This is a genomic window from Natrinema caseinilyticum, from assembly GCF_024227435.1.
Classification (GTDB): domain Archaea; phylum Halobacteriota; class Halobacteria; order Halobacteriales; family Natrialbaceae; genus Natrinema; species Natrinema caseinilyticum.
Window position 1 is genome coordinate 502,289 of sequence record NZ_CP100445.1, and the last position, 14,488, is coordinate 516,776.

The window sequence follows — 14,488 nt, forward strand, 5'->3', positions numbered from 1 at the left end:
CGGAGCAACGAGGGAGTACGGGCTCCGTTGGTGTAGTCCGGCCAATCATTTCGGCCTTTCGAGCCGATGACCTGGGTTCAAATCCCAGACGGAGCATTTTTCGGGCGACCCGATTCCTCACAGAGTCGAACGAAGACGTGCGTGCGCTGGTGTGAGTCGGCGGAGGAAAGTCGCAACCGCGTCCGAAGTCGAGATCCGTCTTCCGCGGGTTGGAATCACGAACGGTTCATTCGATTCAAACCACGGATGGAGCGGACGTGTGGACGATCCAAACTAGTTACCGTCGGTAATATAAACAGCGGGTTATGGGGTCGAACCCGCTGTAAGTATGTGTTGTGATAACATATCTTGTTATGTATTGTTTTTGATCAAAACCAGCTCGCCGAGCCCTTGCAGAAATATATTACATACCGAAAAACGGTGGAAGCTTCTAATGTGGGGTATCGCGATGGTCAGAAAGTGCCATGGCATACGGTACTAATCCAGCGGAACGATACAGTTACGGGGAAGTGAGCGACGAGGATCGTCGCGACTTCCTGAAGGCGCTCGGCGTCGTCGCCGGCGGTGCCGTCGCCGGTGCGACGCTTCAAGATCTCCGAACCGAAGTCTCGAGCGGGGCTGCAGAAGGACTCGCAGAGATGGGTGAGGCCGTTCAGAACGGCCTCACCGGAACGCTCGACGCGACGCTGCTGAGCGAACAATTGGCCGCGCTCGAAGGGAGTTTCGAGATGCTGTCTCAACTCGAGACCATGGGCGTCCCAGAACAGGACGCGTCGGCCTATCAGGAGCTGACGACGGCGGCGTGGGCGATCAACGATCACCTCTCCGAGGCGGGGTTCTTCGCGAGCGCGGAAGAGAACCTCCCGGCGTTCGCCCCGGCGCACATCGAGGAGACGACGCGTCAACTGCTGCACATGGATGCCCTCCCGGCGACCCTGTCCGAGGTCGGGTTCTCCGACGAGGAGCAGACGGCGTTGGTGATGAACATCGTGAACACCCGCGAGCAGCTTTCGTGGTGGATGAAGACGGGGGACTACCCGCCGGCGGACGCCGTCGAGGACGGCGTCGTCCGCGAGTACGTCGCGCCGCTCCACCAGCGGGCCGCCGAAGGGTCGCTGCTGTGGATCGACGGGCTCGATCACTTCCTGTGGCAACGCGAACCGCTCGTCACCAGCGAGATGATCGACCGGGGCCTCTGGGACGTCAAGTCGATGCTCGGCGGCTACTACCTCATGGGGTCGGCCGCCCGCGACCTCGCGAAAGGCGATATCGCGGACGACCAACTCACGACGCTGACGACTGCCAGTACCGCACTCATGATCATCGGTCAGGAGTTCCTGATCAGCGACGTCGTCCGGATCACGGACGATAAGCGCGCACCGAGGAACTCGGCGACCAACTAACAGGTGAATACGAATGACGTACGAATCCCATCTCGTCGAACTTCCGGAGGACGCACCGTGGAGCGAAAAGCCGGGCGAATCAGTCGTCGACCAGGGTGATACCGATCAGATACCCGAGGTAGACGTCACCGAACAGGATCTCGCTGAGACTGGCGAGGACCCCACCAACTGGCTCATCATGGGCGGTTCGTACCAGTCTCAGCGTCACACGACCGCCGACGTCATCACGCCGGAGAACGCCGGTGACCTCGAGGTCGAGTATCGACTCGAGGTCGCGGACCATCCGAACGACTTCCAGGGCTCGCCGATCATCGTCGACGGAGATCCGCCGATCATGTACGCGACGGTCGGGCCCGACCTGCTCTACGCGATCAATGCGCGTACCGGGGACATTCTGTGGCGACACTTCTACCGACCGCTCGTGGGGGCGTCCGACGCGACGCCGCCCGCCGAGCGCGGCGCGGCCGTCCTCGGCGACACCGTGTACAAGAGCACGCTGGATCTGGGTGTGATCGCGATCGACCGCTACACCGGCGAAGAGCGGTGGTATTACAACGGCGCGGCCGCGTACCGCGGCGAGGTCGCGGACGACCTCATGCACGAGGAACTCAAGTGGGAGCGATCGCGCGGGACCACGTCGTCGTTCCCGCCGCTCATCTACGACGGGATGATCATGAAGGGGAGCTTCGGCGGCGAGTTCGGCGTCAGCGGCTTCTTCGACGGGATCAGCCTCGAGGACGGCAGCCCGCAGTGGCGAGTCAATATGACGCCCGAACACGAGTGGGTCGGCGATTCCTGGGAGCACGGCGGCGCCACCGCCTGGGCATCCGGTGCGCTCGACCCCGACGAGGGCACGGTCGTCATTCCGTCTGCTAATCCCGGCCCGTGGTACGGGACGGTTCGGCCGGGGTGGAACCCCTACTCGTGCGGGAAGGTCGCGGTCAATACGTCCGACGGCGAGTACCAGTGGCACCACCAGGACTCTCCCCACGACTGGTGGGACTACGACTCGCCGAGTCCGCCGGTCGTCTTCGAGGCGGAGGTCGACGGCGAAACCCGGAAATTCACGACGTGGCCGGGGAAGACAGGCTGGGTGTACACGGTCGATATGGAGACCGGACAGCTCCACCAGCGCAGCGACGAGTACGTCCAGCACCTCAACACGTTCAACCTGCCACCGTACGACGACCTCGACAGCGCGCCCTGGATCATGCCGGATCTCATCGGCGGGACGAATCCGCAGCCGTCCGCCTACGACCCCGAGACGCGGACGCTGGTCGTCAAGGGGACCAACTACCCGATCAAGTTCTCCTGGTTCGAGACGGAGTATCAGCCCGGAGAAATTTACATCGGGATGGACACCGTGCGAAAGACGGAACCGGTCCAGACGGAACCGGGCGAGCAGCGTGAGGGTGACGAGGTACACGGCGACGACGAGGAAGAAGAAGATCAGGAGAACCAGCAGTACCTGAGCGAGGAAGTGGAGGAGTGGAACGAAAACGCCGGCGTCATCGCCGGCATCGATCCGATCAGCGGCGAAGTGAAGTGGCAGAACTGGTTCAGCTGGCAAGTCGGTCCGCCGTGGGGTGGCTCGCTGACGACCGCGACGGGCGTCACCTTCGCCGGCGGTCCCGGGGGGTACCTCCACGCGTTCGACACCGAAACGGGCGAACGGCTGGCACAGCACGTCGTCGGCAACCACGGCGTCGACGGCGCACCGGCCAGCTGGTACGATCCGAACGAAGGAAAACAGTACGTCGCGATCACCGGCGGCGGAGGCAACCAGGTCGAAGAGGAAGGGAACACGATCGCCGTCTTCTCGCTCCAGGAATAAGGCCCGCGATCCATCTGCGGCCGTTTTTTCGAGTCGATACGTCGACGAAGAACGAGTCGTTTCGCGTTAGCCGGTGCGTCTGGGACGGGATGAACCGTCTGGGACTGGATGGTTGCGTCTCGAGAAAAGGATGGGCCGTCTGGGGTGAGGTGGTGCGTCTCGAGAAGGGGGTTGCGTCGACTACCCGTTCGTCTCGTTTCCGGTCGCGGTTTCGTTTTCCGCCCCCGTCTCGTTGGCGGCGGCTTCCGTTTCGTTGTCGGCATCCGCACCGTCGTCCGCGTCCACTTCGCCACCGTCTTCCATCTCTTCGCCGTCGCCACCGTCTTCCATCTCTTCGCCGTCGCCACCGTCGGCCGGAACGAGCCGGTGAACCGCACCCTCGCCTTCGACCGTCGACGTACTGGTGGTGAGGACGTAGATTTCTCCGTCCGCGCCCTCGCCGAAGGCGTACACGAATCCGGTCGGTCGACCGTTTTCGGCGGCTTCACCCTGCAGCTGAATCTGTTCGATGGGCCACAGTCCACCGCGGGCGGATCCGTCGGCGAGGTCTCCCGCCGCTCCGCCGTCGGTTTCGTTACCGTCAGCGGTCTCGTTTCCGGTTTCGGTCTCGTTACCACCGGCGGTTTCGTTCCCACCGTTCTCCGACGGTGGCTCGACGAACAGGTCTTCGACGTCGTCGCCACCCTCGGCGTCCTGCCACCCTTCGGTCGGACGGGCGAGGAAGAGCGTGCCCGGACTCTGGCCGTCGACGCTCCAGTCGCCGAAGACGTACGTCCCCTCGAGTTCGCTGATCTCGCCGCCCTCGTAGAGATACCCGCCGGTGACGGAGACGCCGATCCGGCCGTCGGTAACTCCGTCGCCGGCGATGGCGCCGTTTCCGGCGGCGGTTTCGTTTCCGGCGGCAGTCTCGTTTCCGGCGGCGGTTTCGTTCATTCCGGCAGTTTCGTTTCCGGCGGCAGTCTCGTTTCCGGCGGCGGTTTCGTTCATTCCGGCAGTTTCGTTTCCGGCGGCAGTCTCGTTTCCGGCGGCGGTTTCGTTCCCACCGCCGTTGCCGCCTTCGAGGAGGGACTCGAGGATTCCGACCCTGTGGGGGTACTCGATGACGGGATCGAGCAGGGGTTCGCCGCCCCGGACGTCGTCGGGCGTGCTCTGTGGACACTCCTGGGGCGGCTCCTGTGGATTCTCCGTGCTGAAACAGTGGGTCCCCTCCTTTACGTTCCAGCTGTAGTTGCCGCCGTTCTGAACGTAGTTGACGCTCTCGAAGAGGTTCTGACCCACGTCGGCCGCGAGGAGTTGGCCGTCGTTCGTAAAGGACATTCCCCACGGATTCCGGAAGCCCCAGGAGAAGTACTCGCCGCGTCCGCCTTCCACGTCCACCAGCGGATTGTCGCCGGGGATCGCGTACGGCGTCTCGTCTCCCTCCTGGTCGACGTCGATCCGGAGGATTCCCCCGAGGAGGTTCTCGGTCGTGTCCTGGCCGTTGCCGCCTTCGTTTCGGTCGTACCAGTCTTCGACGTGCCCGAGGCCGACGTCGTTCGCACCGCCGCCGTCGCCGGTTCCGACGTAGAGGTAGCCGTCGGGGCCGAACGCGAGCGCGCCGGAGTTGTGGTTGAACTGTGGTTCCGGAATCTCGAGTATCGTCCGCTCCGAGTCGGGATCGGCTGTCGCGTTGTCGTCACCTGCGGTCTGGAACTCGGAGAGCACGAACGTGTGGTCGTACTCGTCAGGCGTTCCCTCCCGCGGCGGCGAGCTATACCGGACGTAGAACCGACCGTTCTCGGAAAAGTCGGGGTGGAACGCGAGGCCGAGGAGCCCCCGTTCGTCGAACTCCATGAACTCGACGAGCTGATCCGAGATGTCGAGGAACGGCTCCTCCTGGAGCCCGTCCGGTCCGTGAACGTAGATCTGCCCCGTCTGATCGGTTATAAACCGCCTATCGGCGTCCTCGTCGGCGACCGTGAGGCTCGTCGGTGCGGTCAACCCCTCCGCGACCGTCTCGATGCCGACGGTCGGTCCCTCCCCGATCAGTTGGGTGGGGGCGGGCGCCTGGCCCTCCTCGCCACCGGCCGTGTCGTCGACGAACTCGATGTCACCGCGCATCGAACTGGCGTGCGGTTGGCAGTAATACTGCGCCATTCCCTCCTCGGCGGTGAACTCGACGGTTTGTGTCTCGCCCGTCCCGGAGACGATCTCCGTCGCGAGAAAGTCTTCGTCGCCGGCCTCGTTTTCGATAGCGAAGTTGTGGCCCGCGCCGTCTAAGTTCTCCCACGTGAGCGTGTACGTTTCACCCTGTACGAGTCGGAGCGTCGGATTTCGCTCGTCCGCGATCGATTCGGGCGACTGGCCGACCCAGCCGCTTATCCGACCGCCGAGTCTGATCTCGCCCGTGATCGCGTCTTCCTGTGCCATCGCCGGTATCGCGAACCCCGCCACGGACAGCGCTGCCGACGAGCGGAGAATCGTTCGCCTCGAAATCGACGATTTATAATCTTCGTTTTCTGTCATAGTCTCATGGTCTCTCAGTACGCCGCGCCGGGTACCGATCCGGATCGCCCTGCGTACCGGATAACGTAGTGTCGATATCGAGTAATAAACCGGATCGATCGTTCCTCACTCAAGATGGACTTGTCCGAAATCCGATCACACAACGAGCCGTTGTCCCGTCCCAATATCGATTTTCGACGTCGCTCGCTCGGGGTTCTTCCATCGGTCCGTTCCGGAAATCCGACGGGCCTCGAATCACCCGCGAATCGACGCGCGACGTGACGGTGTTCGAACGCTATCGGTTACAGGTAATTGATGACCCAGTAGGCGACGTAACAGCCGATCAGGACGATTCCGCCGAGACGAGTGACGCGGCCTCGAGCGAGCATCGCCGTCACGAGAAGGAGACAGAGGGCGAAAAACGGCCAGTGAACGGTGAGGACGTCGCCGCCGGTAGCGACCGGATGGAGAAACGCGATGAGTCCGACGTTGGCCGTCATGTAAAACACCGTGCTGCCGACGATGTTTCCGACGGCCAGTTCCGGTCGTTGCTGACGCACGGGTTCGACTGTGAGTGCCAGTTCCTCGAGCGACGCGATGAAGCTCAACACGGTGGCACCGAACGCCAGCCCCGAGATACCGAGGGCGACGAAGATCCCTTCGGCGCTGTAGACCGTCAATCCCGAACCGATCGTCATCCCGACGACCGCGAGCACGGCGACGACGAGCGCGAAGCGACCGCTCCGTTCCTCCAGCGACGGCACGAACTCGTCGAGATCGAGGTCGAAATCCAGGTCACTCTCACGCTCGCGGGGCGTCCGATCGCCGTCGGCCATCGCCTCCGCGTCCGCTCCGGCCTCGAGACCGATCACTTCCTGGACCTCCTCGGAGAGCAAATACGTCGTTTCGGTCCGCCGTTCGTGCCAGTATACGAACGCCAGCACGGGGAGAAACAGGGCAACGAGGGCCGTGCCACCGAGGAGATCGATCTCCCCGCCGAGCGACAGCGCGAACGCGGGGATGGGCGCGAGCACGAGCATGAACAGGTAGGTCCGGGGGACGTTCATCCGAAACGGAACGACGAGTCCCGCGAGTCCGACGGCCACGGTGAGGACGAACAGCGATTCCCCGAACACCGTCCCGATCGCGAGCCCCGGCAGCTCTGCGACTGCCGCGGTGACGCCGAGGACTGCGTTCTCGAGGTCGATGCCGGCCAGCACGACGGCGAGAAAGAACCCCGAAACGCCGAGCGAGACGGCACTCTGGGCGACGGCCTCGATGAAAATCTCGACACACCAGATAACGAGCGCCACGCCGACGAGGAAGACGACGACGAGAAGCACCGGCGAACTCGGACCCACCATGTCGGTGACGCTACCCCGCCAACACACTTAGTTTCCAGCCGCAGTTGCGACACGCGGTGTCGCTGCGGGGACGTCGTCCGAGTCGGAGACGCGCCCGGTCCGAACGACTCTACCGGCGAATTCTCGCCCCGAGAGTTCGTTCCCGGAACGTGTCACCCGCCGATCGGTACCCCTCCGAACACGATAATCGCGATCAGCCAGTAGACGACGTAACAACCGCCGAGCAAGTAGCCGTGCCACCGCTTCAATTTACCGTCGTGGAGGAAGTACGCGGCCAACGCCGTGACGACGATCACCGACGGAAGGTGGAAGGCCAACACCGAGCGGGAGATCTCGAGATCGCTGAGAACCATAATGACGCCCACGTTGCCGGTCACCGAGAAGAGGACGCTGCCGATGACGTTACCGACGCCGATTTCGGGAACGCCCCGCCGAACCGGTTCGATCGTCAGCATGACGTCTTCGAACGTGAGGATCACCGTGAGAACCGTCGCACCGAATACGGTCTGTTCCAGGCCAAATCCGCCGATGACGACTTCCGACCCCGCCTCGAGCAGCATCGACGCGAGGACGATGCCGGCCAGCGCGAGGACGGCGAGAACGAGCCACAGTACACCGGCGGCGGGCCGATCGCCGACGAGTGAGTCCTCCGGGATGTCCGAAACGGCAGCCGGGAGCGCCACACCGCCGTCGGCCCGTATCTCCTCACCGAGTTCGGTATTTCGGAACACCGGGGTTTCCCGCTGAAACTCGCGAACGATAATATAGCTGAACATGACGACGAACGCGCCGAGGAGGAGCAGACCGTGGACGAACGTCAGTGTCCCGGCGAGGACGAACGGGACCAATAGCAGCGGTGCCAGCGCGAAGAGGACCACGTAATCGGATGGGATGTCGACCGGAAACGGTCTGACGATGGCTGCGAGCGCGAGCGTCGCCCCGACGATCGCAAGCCCAGTCCCGAGGGCCGTGCCCAGGGCAGCACCCTCGAGATCGCCCGCTGACAGCACGAGGGCGAGAATCGTATCGTCGAACTCGAATCCCGTGAAAACGATCGCGAGGGCGAACAGCGACAGCTTCAATCCCAGGGCCGCGCGAGTGAGATAGCTAATCAACTTCTCGACACAGACCGTCAGGACTACCCCACCCAGGACGAGAAGAATCACCGCACCCAGGAGCCCCTGTCCCTCGACGAACCCTTCGATCGCTCCTTCGAGGCCGCCCTCTTCTGCGTCCGCTTTCCCGCTTTCGCCTGCAGCCCCATCTTCACCTTGAGCGAGTGTCGGTGCGACCGGGACGGTGACCAGCAACGACACCACGAGACAGACGAGTAACACTCGCCGTGTGAGTCGGTCGAACGCCCGGAGGGACGAGGCGAAACGATACTCAATTTCGATCGGGAACGGGACCACCGAGCGACGTAATCCCACCACAGAGACGTGCCGCGAAGTCCGACTCGTGGTGGCGCTCTCGAGACGGCTGCCGGACATGTAGCTGTCGTATGACAAGCACTGGCATATAGCTAACAGGTCGGGGAGGGAAGTTCACGGGAGAGATCTACACGAATTTCGTTGGAAATCTCTACACGGATTCCCTCCGATTCGGGGGACGATTCCGAGACCCGATTTGCCGACCGGGTCCGAACTACGAGTCGCTAGCGCCGTCGTCCGCGTCCGGTGCGGTAGCCTGAAGAACGAACGCCCGCTCCGGCGGCGGCGCGATTCGCAGTTCGATGCACCGAGCGAGTTCGTAGTACTTTCGATTCCCCCGTCGATAATGTGATATTAGCCCGGCTTCCTCGAGCGCGGAGAGGTGGTGTACGGCTGTTTTTCCGTCCATGCCGATTTTCTCCGCGAGTTCCGAGACGTATTTCGGTTCCCGTGAGAGTTCCCTGAGAATTGCCAGGCGCGTCCCGTTTCCCAGGACGTCGATGAGAGACATGCTACATCGTTCGGGTGCCCGCTCAAGAAGGGTTTCCCCGTTTCTCACGGGCTCGAGGGACAGTCTCCGACCGCCGATACCGAAATCGATGACCGGCGGTCGTCGGGCAAACGTATCGAGTGTACTGAACGCATGTTTAAGCACGTCCTCGTGTCACGACTGCACATGGGCGACCGCGTCAACGTTCCCGACGACCGAACCAGCGACCGGCGAACGGTCACGAGCGGCTTCTTCGAACAGGAAGTGTACCTCTCCAGCGAGGAGACAGCAGCCTTCCTCCACGACCTCGCCGACCAACTCGAGGCGGGGTCGTCGTTTACGATCTCCGCTTCGGAGTGGGAGATCCCCTTCGACTACAGCGACCCCGTCGAGGTCGAAATCGAGTTTTCCGAACAACGCGAACGGGAACTCGAGATCGAACTCGAATTCACGGAACCGGGTGGTGGCGACGACCTGGCCGTCAGATAGTCAGTTCCCGGACCCGCCGTACGGAGACGGCCGCCGAGAAAAACAGCGGCCGATACTGAACCGAGGACGGCCCTCGGCTTCTTCCAGACGAGACTCGAATCCAGAGGAGTCGGATTCGGCGGACGGGTCACGCGGATTCGAGCATCCCGACCTGGGCCAACGCGTCCCGGAGACGTTCCCACTTGTCCGGCGAGTGCCACCCCCATCCCCGCCGTTCGACCGCATCACTCGCTCCGAACCGGTCCGTTACGCCGTCGAACGTCCGCGCGATTCGCTCCGGGGACTGGTCCGTTTCGCTCGCGAAGTCGTGCGCCGCCGTCGACGTGGCGTGGACTGCGGTCGCCCACCCCGCCAGTATCGAACTGAGAACGTCCGCGAGAAACCGCCGGCGCTGACGAAGCGTCCGTTCGGTCACGATCAACGCCGGGCCGTACGCCGGATACGCGTCCGACACGGTGACGGCGTCGACGGTACGCTCCGCGGCCTCGAGACGGTCGGGATCGGGAACCATGCCCGTCACGGCGTCGACGTCGCCGGACTCGAGCGCTGCCTGTTCCTCGCCGTCGATATCGACCAGTTCGGCCGTGTCGCGAAGTCCGGCCTGCTCGAGGAGGAGTCGCCCGAGCAACTCCGTCTCGGTGCCCGAGGTCATCCCGATTCGACACCCCTCGAGTTGGTCGATTCGATCGAACGGCCCCCCAAACGCCGCTCGAGTCGTATACAGGACGACCATCGACCGCTGGAAACAGACCGCGACGGGGACGATCGGCCGCCCCCTGGTTCGCTCCCGGAGGATCGTCGCTGCACCCGCGATACCGACGTCGCACGTCGCCGATGTGACAGCAGACACCGCCGCTCGTGAGCCGTCGTACTCGTCGAACGTGAGCGAGATGTCGCTCGCGGTGGCCCCTCGAGCGGCGAACAGCGGGAGGTGGAGGGCGTTCGACCGCCAGTTGAGGCCGACTGTCACGCGCTCGAGGGGCGGTCGAACGCCATCCGCGGACACACCGTTGCTGGTGACGGTCTCAGCGCCGTCGGGGTCCGATTTCGTGTTCGGCTCGGCCTCGCCGGTTCGCGAGGGTCCGTTCGACCCCGACTCGATGGTCGCCGCGGTGCGATCGCCCTGCTCGATCAGTCGGTCGGCGTGGCGGGCGTACGTCCGTCGAATCGTTTCGGGTTCGGAACCGACAGCGTACCAGGCCTTCGGCGGTCGACCCGGTGCCGCGGTCGGTGCCGTCGTTTCGGCGACGAGACCCGCGGCGACCAGGTCGTCGAGTGCGTCCCCCGCCGCGTTCTTGCTCACTCCCGCGCCGATGTGAACTGCGGTCCGAGTCGCCGCGTTCGCGAGTTCGGGGTCTCCACGGCGACACAGCAGATACGCCAGGACGCGGGCCGCGTTCTCGCCGGTCCCGACGGAGAGACGCGAGACGAGCGCCTCGTCTTCGTCCGTCAAGATCGGAAACGTCCGAACGTCCATTGGAATCAGTACCGCAGCCAGGGTCATAAAGCGGCGACCCACACCGCGGCGGTCTCACCGCCGACCGTGTGCCGGCCATCGATCACCACTGGGTCGTCGTTTCACGAAACGATCCCGCCGAAGCCGTTCGTAATGACCCGTGAAGACGAGCCAAGGCAATTTTTCGTCTGTAACTGGCGGTAACTGTTCTGTTTTTCGGGAAACGGTGTGGCGCATTTACCCGATTTCGGATAGTGTCGTCTGTCGCTGAATACATGACTACTGACAACCCGAGCGAGACGAGCACCGGTTCCGGTTCCAGCCTCCCCACCCGAGTACGACCGTCGCGACGGTCGTTTCTGGGAGCAGTCGCTGCGGTCGGATCACTGGCGGGGATACCGACCGGTGTGAGTGGGACACAAGACGGTGACGGAGGGGGCGCCCTCCAGATCGTCGCCGATTTCGAACCGCCGTCGCTGCCCGAAAACATCGCGATAGACGACGATGGGACGGTCTATCTGAGCATGGCTCCGGCGGGAGAGATCGTCGCCTTCGATCCCAACGGTAACCAGTCGTCAGTGGCGACGATAGACGTCGGACAGGGGCTGCTACTCGGCATAACGGTCCTCGATGGCGTCCTCTACGTCGCAAACGGATCGGGTCAGCAGGAAACGCACGGCGTGTGGCGCGTCGAGCCCGACGGGGGCGGCGAGGCCGAACGGCTCGCGTCGCTGCCTGCCCAGGAGTCGATGCCGAACGGGATCATCCCCGATCCGTCGCTGGATGACGCACTTCTCGTCTCCGATCACCTCGGCGGTGCGATCTGGCGGGTGACGACCGACGGGGAGGCAGAGCCGTGGGTTTCCGATCCCCTGCTCGAGCCGAACACGGGGGCGCAAACGCCGGTCGGTGCGGACGGGCTCGCAGTTCATCCGGACGGCGACGTCTACGTGGATAATCTCAACGCAGGATCGGTTATGCGAGTCCCGGTCACCGACGACGGGAGCGCCGGACAGGTAGAACAGATCGTTCAGGACGAGGGCCTGGTCGGCGCGGACGGCATGACGATCGACGAAGAGGGAACACCGTACATCGCGGTCAACGCTCGGAACGAGGTGGTCCGTCTCACGGACGATCGACAACTCGAGACGGTCGTCAGCGGAGCGCCCCTCGATTTCCCGGCCGACGTTCACTTCGGGACCACCGGATCGACAGCGACGTCGCTGTACATCGCGAACTTCGCCTACGGGACGTTCCTCCAGGACGAGGAGGCCGCGGAGCCGAGCCTCGCGAGGATCGACGTCGGAGTTCGCGGGTATTTCCCCACCGATACCGGACGCGACGACGACGGCAGACGCGATGGCGACGACGGCAGACGCGATGGCGACGACGGCAGACGCGATGGCGACGACGGCAGACGCGATGACGACGGCGCACACGACGGAGACGACGGCAGACGCGACGACGACGGCGCACACGACGGAGACGACAGTGGACACAACGGTGACGATGGCGGACACGACGGGAACGACGGAACCTGAGACCTCGGTGATGCCTCCGTATCTGGAGCAGCGACCGGACAAACGAGAGGCAGGACGGACGAGAGACGTGTGAACAACCGAAAGCGCACCTGTGATTCGACGAGATGAGACCCCATCCGGTTTCTGCGTCCGCAGCCGGTGGCAGTATCGATCGCCGATTCCTCGCGAGTCGTCCGTCTCGACCGCAGTCATCTTCACCGCACAGCGACGACGGGGAACCTCGATCGGTCCCGTTCGGCCGTTCGTTGATCGGCATCGTCCGTCGAAACAATCCGGCACAGTTGACGATAAGGGCTAACGGTAATTTGTGTCGGATTTAAACATTTCGTAAGCTATTAATGGAGGTGTGTGGCGATAGGAGCTAATGGAACAGACGCTCGCGGTCGACACCGACCAGGTGTACGAACGGATCGTCACCGGGGTAGCAGCGCTCGAGGGGGTCGATCCAACGGAGTTACCACCGTTGTTCGAAGCAGTCGATCCGGACGCGCTCGCGGCAATCTTTGCTGACACGGAGTCCGGTCGGCCCAGAACGGGCCACGTCGGGTTCACCTACGCGACGCATCGAATTACCGTCGAGTTCGGCGACACCGATCAACCGACCGTGACCATCGACTGACCCAATCGACGTCGCCGATCACGACGCGGGGGTGGTCAGGGTTCGATTGGCCGAACGAAGACTGATAGCACGGTGGCCAGTAGAGGGTGGTAATGGCACGACTCGAGCGGCTCACCGTGTATCCGGTGAAGGGACTCGACGGCGTAGACCTCGAGACGGCCGAGATCATCGACGGCGGAACGATAGCCGGCGACAGGGAATTCGCCCTGTTCGATGCGAACGGCGACGTGGTAAACGGCAAGCGGACAAAACGGGTCCACCGGCTCGAGACGGGGTACGATCCGTCGGCGAGCACCCTCACGGTCGACGCCCCCGACGGAACGACGCACCGGTTCGATCTCGGAGACGATCCCGAGACCGCCGAAGCCTGGTTTAGCGGGTATTTCGACGCGGACCTCTCGCTCGAACGGGACGGCTCGCTCGGGTTCGTCGACCGACGCGACATGGGGCCATCGGTGATCAGTACGGCGACGATTCGGACCGTCGCGTCCTGGTTCGACGAGCTATCGGTCGACGGCGTGAGACGACGATTGCGGGCGAACGTCGAAGTCGGCGGCGTGGAGCCCTTCTGGGAGGATCGCTTCGTCGGCGAGAGGACACCGGCGTTCGTGATCGGGAGCGTTCGGTTCGAGGGAGTGACCCCCTGCGGTCGCTGTATCGTGCCCCAGCGCGATCCCGACACGGGAGCCCAGACCGATTCGTTTCGGGAACGGTTCGTCCGAAATCGCGAGAATACGTTCCCCTCGTGGGCCAATTCCGGCGCGTTCGATCACTACTATACCGTGATGGTCCTGACACGCGTGCCGGCCACCGACCGCGGCCGGACGCTCCGCGTCGGCGATCCGATCGAGATCGTCGCGGACTGATCAGTGGTCGATCCCGGGACGCTGGAACGTGGTCTCCGCGCTCGTGTGCTCGCCGTCCGATCCGTTCAGCACCGCCTCGAGTTCCGGTACGGCAAGGAGGTCGTTTCGCTCGGGTTCCTCGGGCCGCCGGAAGTAGTACGTCTCCGCACAGCCCGCGACAAGTTCGGAGAGGGGCCGTTCTTCGTCGTGGACGACCGAGACGAGATCACCCGTTACGGCGATCAGCATCGAATCGTCCGGTTTGTAAAGCGCGTCCCGGAGTTCGGTGACGGTGCAGTCGGTCGGTAACTCGAGAGTGACGCCGTCGACGGTCGCCCATCGCGTCTCCATGCGCGACGCTTCGGGAGCGACGGTCTATACGATTGTGCGCGCAGACACATGCCGGCCACCACACGACGGGGAATTGTCGTTAGCACTCGCGAGACAGCCGTCAACAATCTTCGACGGCAGTTCGACGAACGATGACGGGCGTCGAATCGAATCGTCAACAGCCAGAGAGATAAAGTACATCG

General features: G+C 63.6%; 12 protein-coding genes and 1 tRNA gene. 7 read left to right on the plus strand and 6 right to left on the minus strand.

Annotated features, from left to right (window positions below; genetic code table 11):
* Window positions 1–21: 21 nt before the first annotated feature.
* The 3 genes from NJT13_RS02480 (at window position 22) to NJT13_RS02490 (ending at window position 3,237) form a co-directional block, all read left to right on the plus strand.
* A tRNA-Glu gene (locus NJT13_RS02480) sits at window positions 22–96 on the plus strand.
* A gap of 368 nt (window positions 97–464) precedes the next feature.
* Complete coding sequence (locus NJT13_RS02485) at window positions 465–1,403, plus strand: twin-arginine translocation signal domain-containing protein (RefSeq protein WP_254523912.1); 939 nt, start codon at window positions 465–467, stop codon at window positions 1,401–1,403.
* Between the two features lie 13 nt (window positions 1,404–1,416).
* Window positions 1,417–3,237 carry a pyrroloquinoline quinone-dependent dehydrogenase gene (locus NJT13_RS02490; protein WP_254523913.1) on the plus strand — a complete coding sequence of 607 codons (1,821 nt, stop codon included), beginning with the start codon at window positions 1,417–1,419 and terminating at the stop codon, window positions 3,235–3,237.
* A 180-nt stretch (window positions 3,238–3,417) separates the two neighbouring features.
* Here NJT13_RS02490 and NJT13_RS02495 read toward each other — a convergent pair whose 3' ends face one another.
* The 4 genes from NJT13_RS02495 to NJT13_RS02510 form a co-directional block, all read right to left on the minus strand.
* Window positions 3,418–5,742, minus strand: a complete 2,325-nt coding sequence (locus tag NJT13_RS02495; protein ID WP_254523914.1) for a PQQ-dependent sugar dehydrogenase — start codon at window positions 5,740–5,742, stop codon at window positions 3,418–3,420.
* Between the two features lie 281 nt (window positions 5,743–6,023).
* Window positions 6,024–7,085: a sodium:calcium antiporter gene (locus NJT13_RS02500; protein WP_254523915.1), complete on the minus strand. Its 1,062-nt coding sequence runs from the start codon at window positions 7,083–7,085 to the stop codon at window positions 6,024–6,026.
* Window positions 7,086–7,237: 152 nt separating this feature from the next.
* Window positions 7,238–8,422, minus strand: a complete 1,185-nt coding sequence (locus NJT13_RS02505; protein ID WP_254523916.1) for a sodium:calcium antiporter — start codon at window positions 8,420–8,422, stop codon at window positions 7,238–7,240.
* 307 nt (window positions 8,423–8,729) lie between these two features.
* Window positions 8,730–9,026, minus strand: a complete 297-nt coding sequence (locus NJT13_RS02510; protein WP_254523917.1) for an ArsR/SmtB family transcription factor — start codon at window positions 9,024–9,026, stop codon at window positions 8,730–8,732.
* 165 nt (window positions 9,027–9,191) lie between these two features.
* Between NJT13_RS02510 and NJT13_RS02515 the strand changes: the two genes are divergently transcribed.
* The gene (locus tag NJT13_RS02515) at window positions 9,192–9,494 is read left to right on the plus strand and encodes an amphi-Trp domain-containing protein (RefSeq protein WP_254523918.1); all 303 of its coding nucleotides are present in this window, start codon (window positions 9,192–9,194) and stop codon (window positions 9,492–9,494) included.
* Window positions 9,495–9,621: 127 nt separating this feature from the next.
* Here the strand turns inward: NJT13_RS02515 and NJT13_RS02520 are convergent, their stop codons facing one another.
* Window positions 9,622–10,971 carry an ABC transporter substrate-binding protein gene (locus NJT13_RS02520; protein WP_254523919.1) on the minus strand — a complete coding sequence of 450 codons (1,350 nt, stop codon included), beginning with the start codon at window positions 10,969–10,971 and terminating at the stop codon, window positions 9,622–9,624.
* A gap of 386 nt (window positions 10,972–11,357) precedes the next feature.
* On the opposite strand from NJT13_RS02520, the gene NJT13_RS02525 reads away from it, so the two are divergent.
* The 3 genes from NJT13_RS02525 (at window position 11,358) to NJT13_RS02535 (ending at window position 13,976) form a co-directional block, all read left to right on the plus strand.
* Window positions 11,358–12,491, plus strand: a complete 1,134-nt coding sequence (locus NJT13_RS02525) for an SMP-30/gluconolactonase/LRE family protein (RefSeq protein WP_254523920.1) — start codon at window positions 11,358–11,360, stop codon at window positions 12,489–12,491.
* A 364-nt stretch (window positions 12,492–12,855) separates the two neighbouring features.
* Window positions 12,856–13,110: a HalOD1 output domain-containing protein gene (locus NJT13_RS02530; RefSeq protein ID WP_254523921.1), complete on the plus strand. Its 255-nt coding sequence runs from the start codon at window positions 12,856–12,858 to the stop codon at window positions 13,108–13,110.
* Window positions 13,111–13,202: 92 nt separating this feature from the next.
* Window positions 13,203–13,976, plus strand: coding sequence for an MOSC domain-containing protein (locus tag NJT13_RS02535; protein ID WP_254523922.1), 774 nt, complete (start codon window positions 13,203–13,205; stop codon window positions 13,974–13,976).
* On the opposite strand, the gene NJT13_RS02540 is transcribed toward NJT13_RS02535, so the two are convergent.
* A complete protein-coding gene (locus tag NJT13_RS02540) occupies window positions 13,977–14,306 on the minus strand; it encodes a hypothetical protein (protein WP_254523923.1) in 330 nt (109 codons plus the stop codon).
* Window positions 14,307–14,488 lie beyond the last annotated feature (182 nt).

Coding starts and splice junctions, on each gene's coding strand:
- NJT13_RS02515 (WP_254523918.1), top strand. CDS start 9,192: ATGGGCGACCGCGTCAACGTTCCCGACGACCGAACCAGCGACCGGCGA.
- NJT13_RS02540 (WP_254523923.1), bottom strand. CDS start 14,306: ATGGAGACGCGATGGGCGACCGTCGACGGCGTCACTCTCGAGTTACCG.
- NJT13_RS02500 (WP_254523915.1), bottom strand. CDS start 7,085: ATGGTGGGTCCGAGTTCGCCGGTGCTTCTCGTCGTCGTCTTCCTCGTC.
- NJT13_RS02535 (WP_254523922.1), top strand. CDS start 13,203: ATGGCACGACTCGAGCGGCTCACCGTGTATCCGGTGAAGGGACTCGAC.
- NJT13_RS02490 (WP_254523913.1), top strand. CDS start 1,417: ATGACGTACGAATCCCATCTCGTCGAACTTCCGGAGGACGCACCGTGG.
- NJT13_RS02520 (WP_254523919.1), bottom strand. CDS start 10,971: ATGGACGTTCGGACGTTTCCGATCTTGACGGACGAAGACGAGGCGCTC.
- NJT13_RS02530 (WP_254523921.1), top strand. CDS start 12,856: ATGGAACAGACGCTCGCGGTCGACACCGACCAGGTGTACGAACGGATC.
- NJT13_RS02485 (WP_254523912.1), top strand. CDS start 465: ATGGCATACGGTACTAATCCAGCGGAACGATACAGTTACGGGGAAGTG.
- NJT13_RS02510 (WP_254523917.1), bottom strand. CDS start 9,026: ATGTCTCTCATCGACGTCCTGGGAAACGGGACGCGCCTGGCAATTCTC.
- NJT13_RS02495 (WP_254523914.1), bottom strand. CDS start 5,742: ATGACAGAAAACGAAGATTATAAATCGTCGATTTCGAGGCGAACGATT.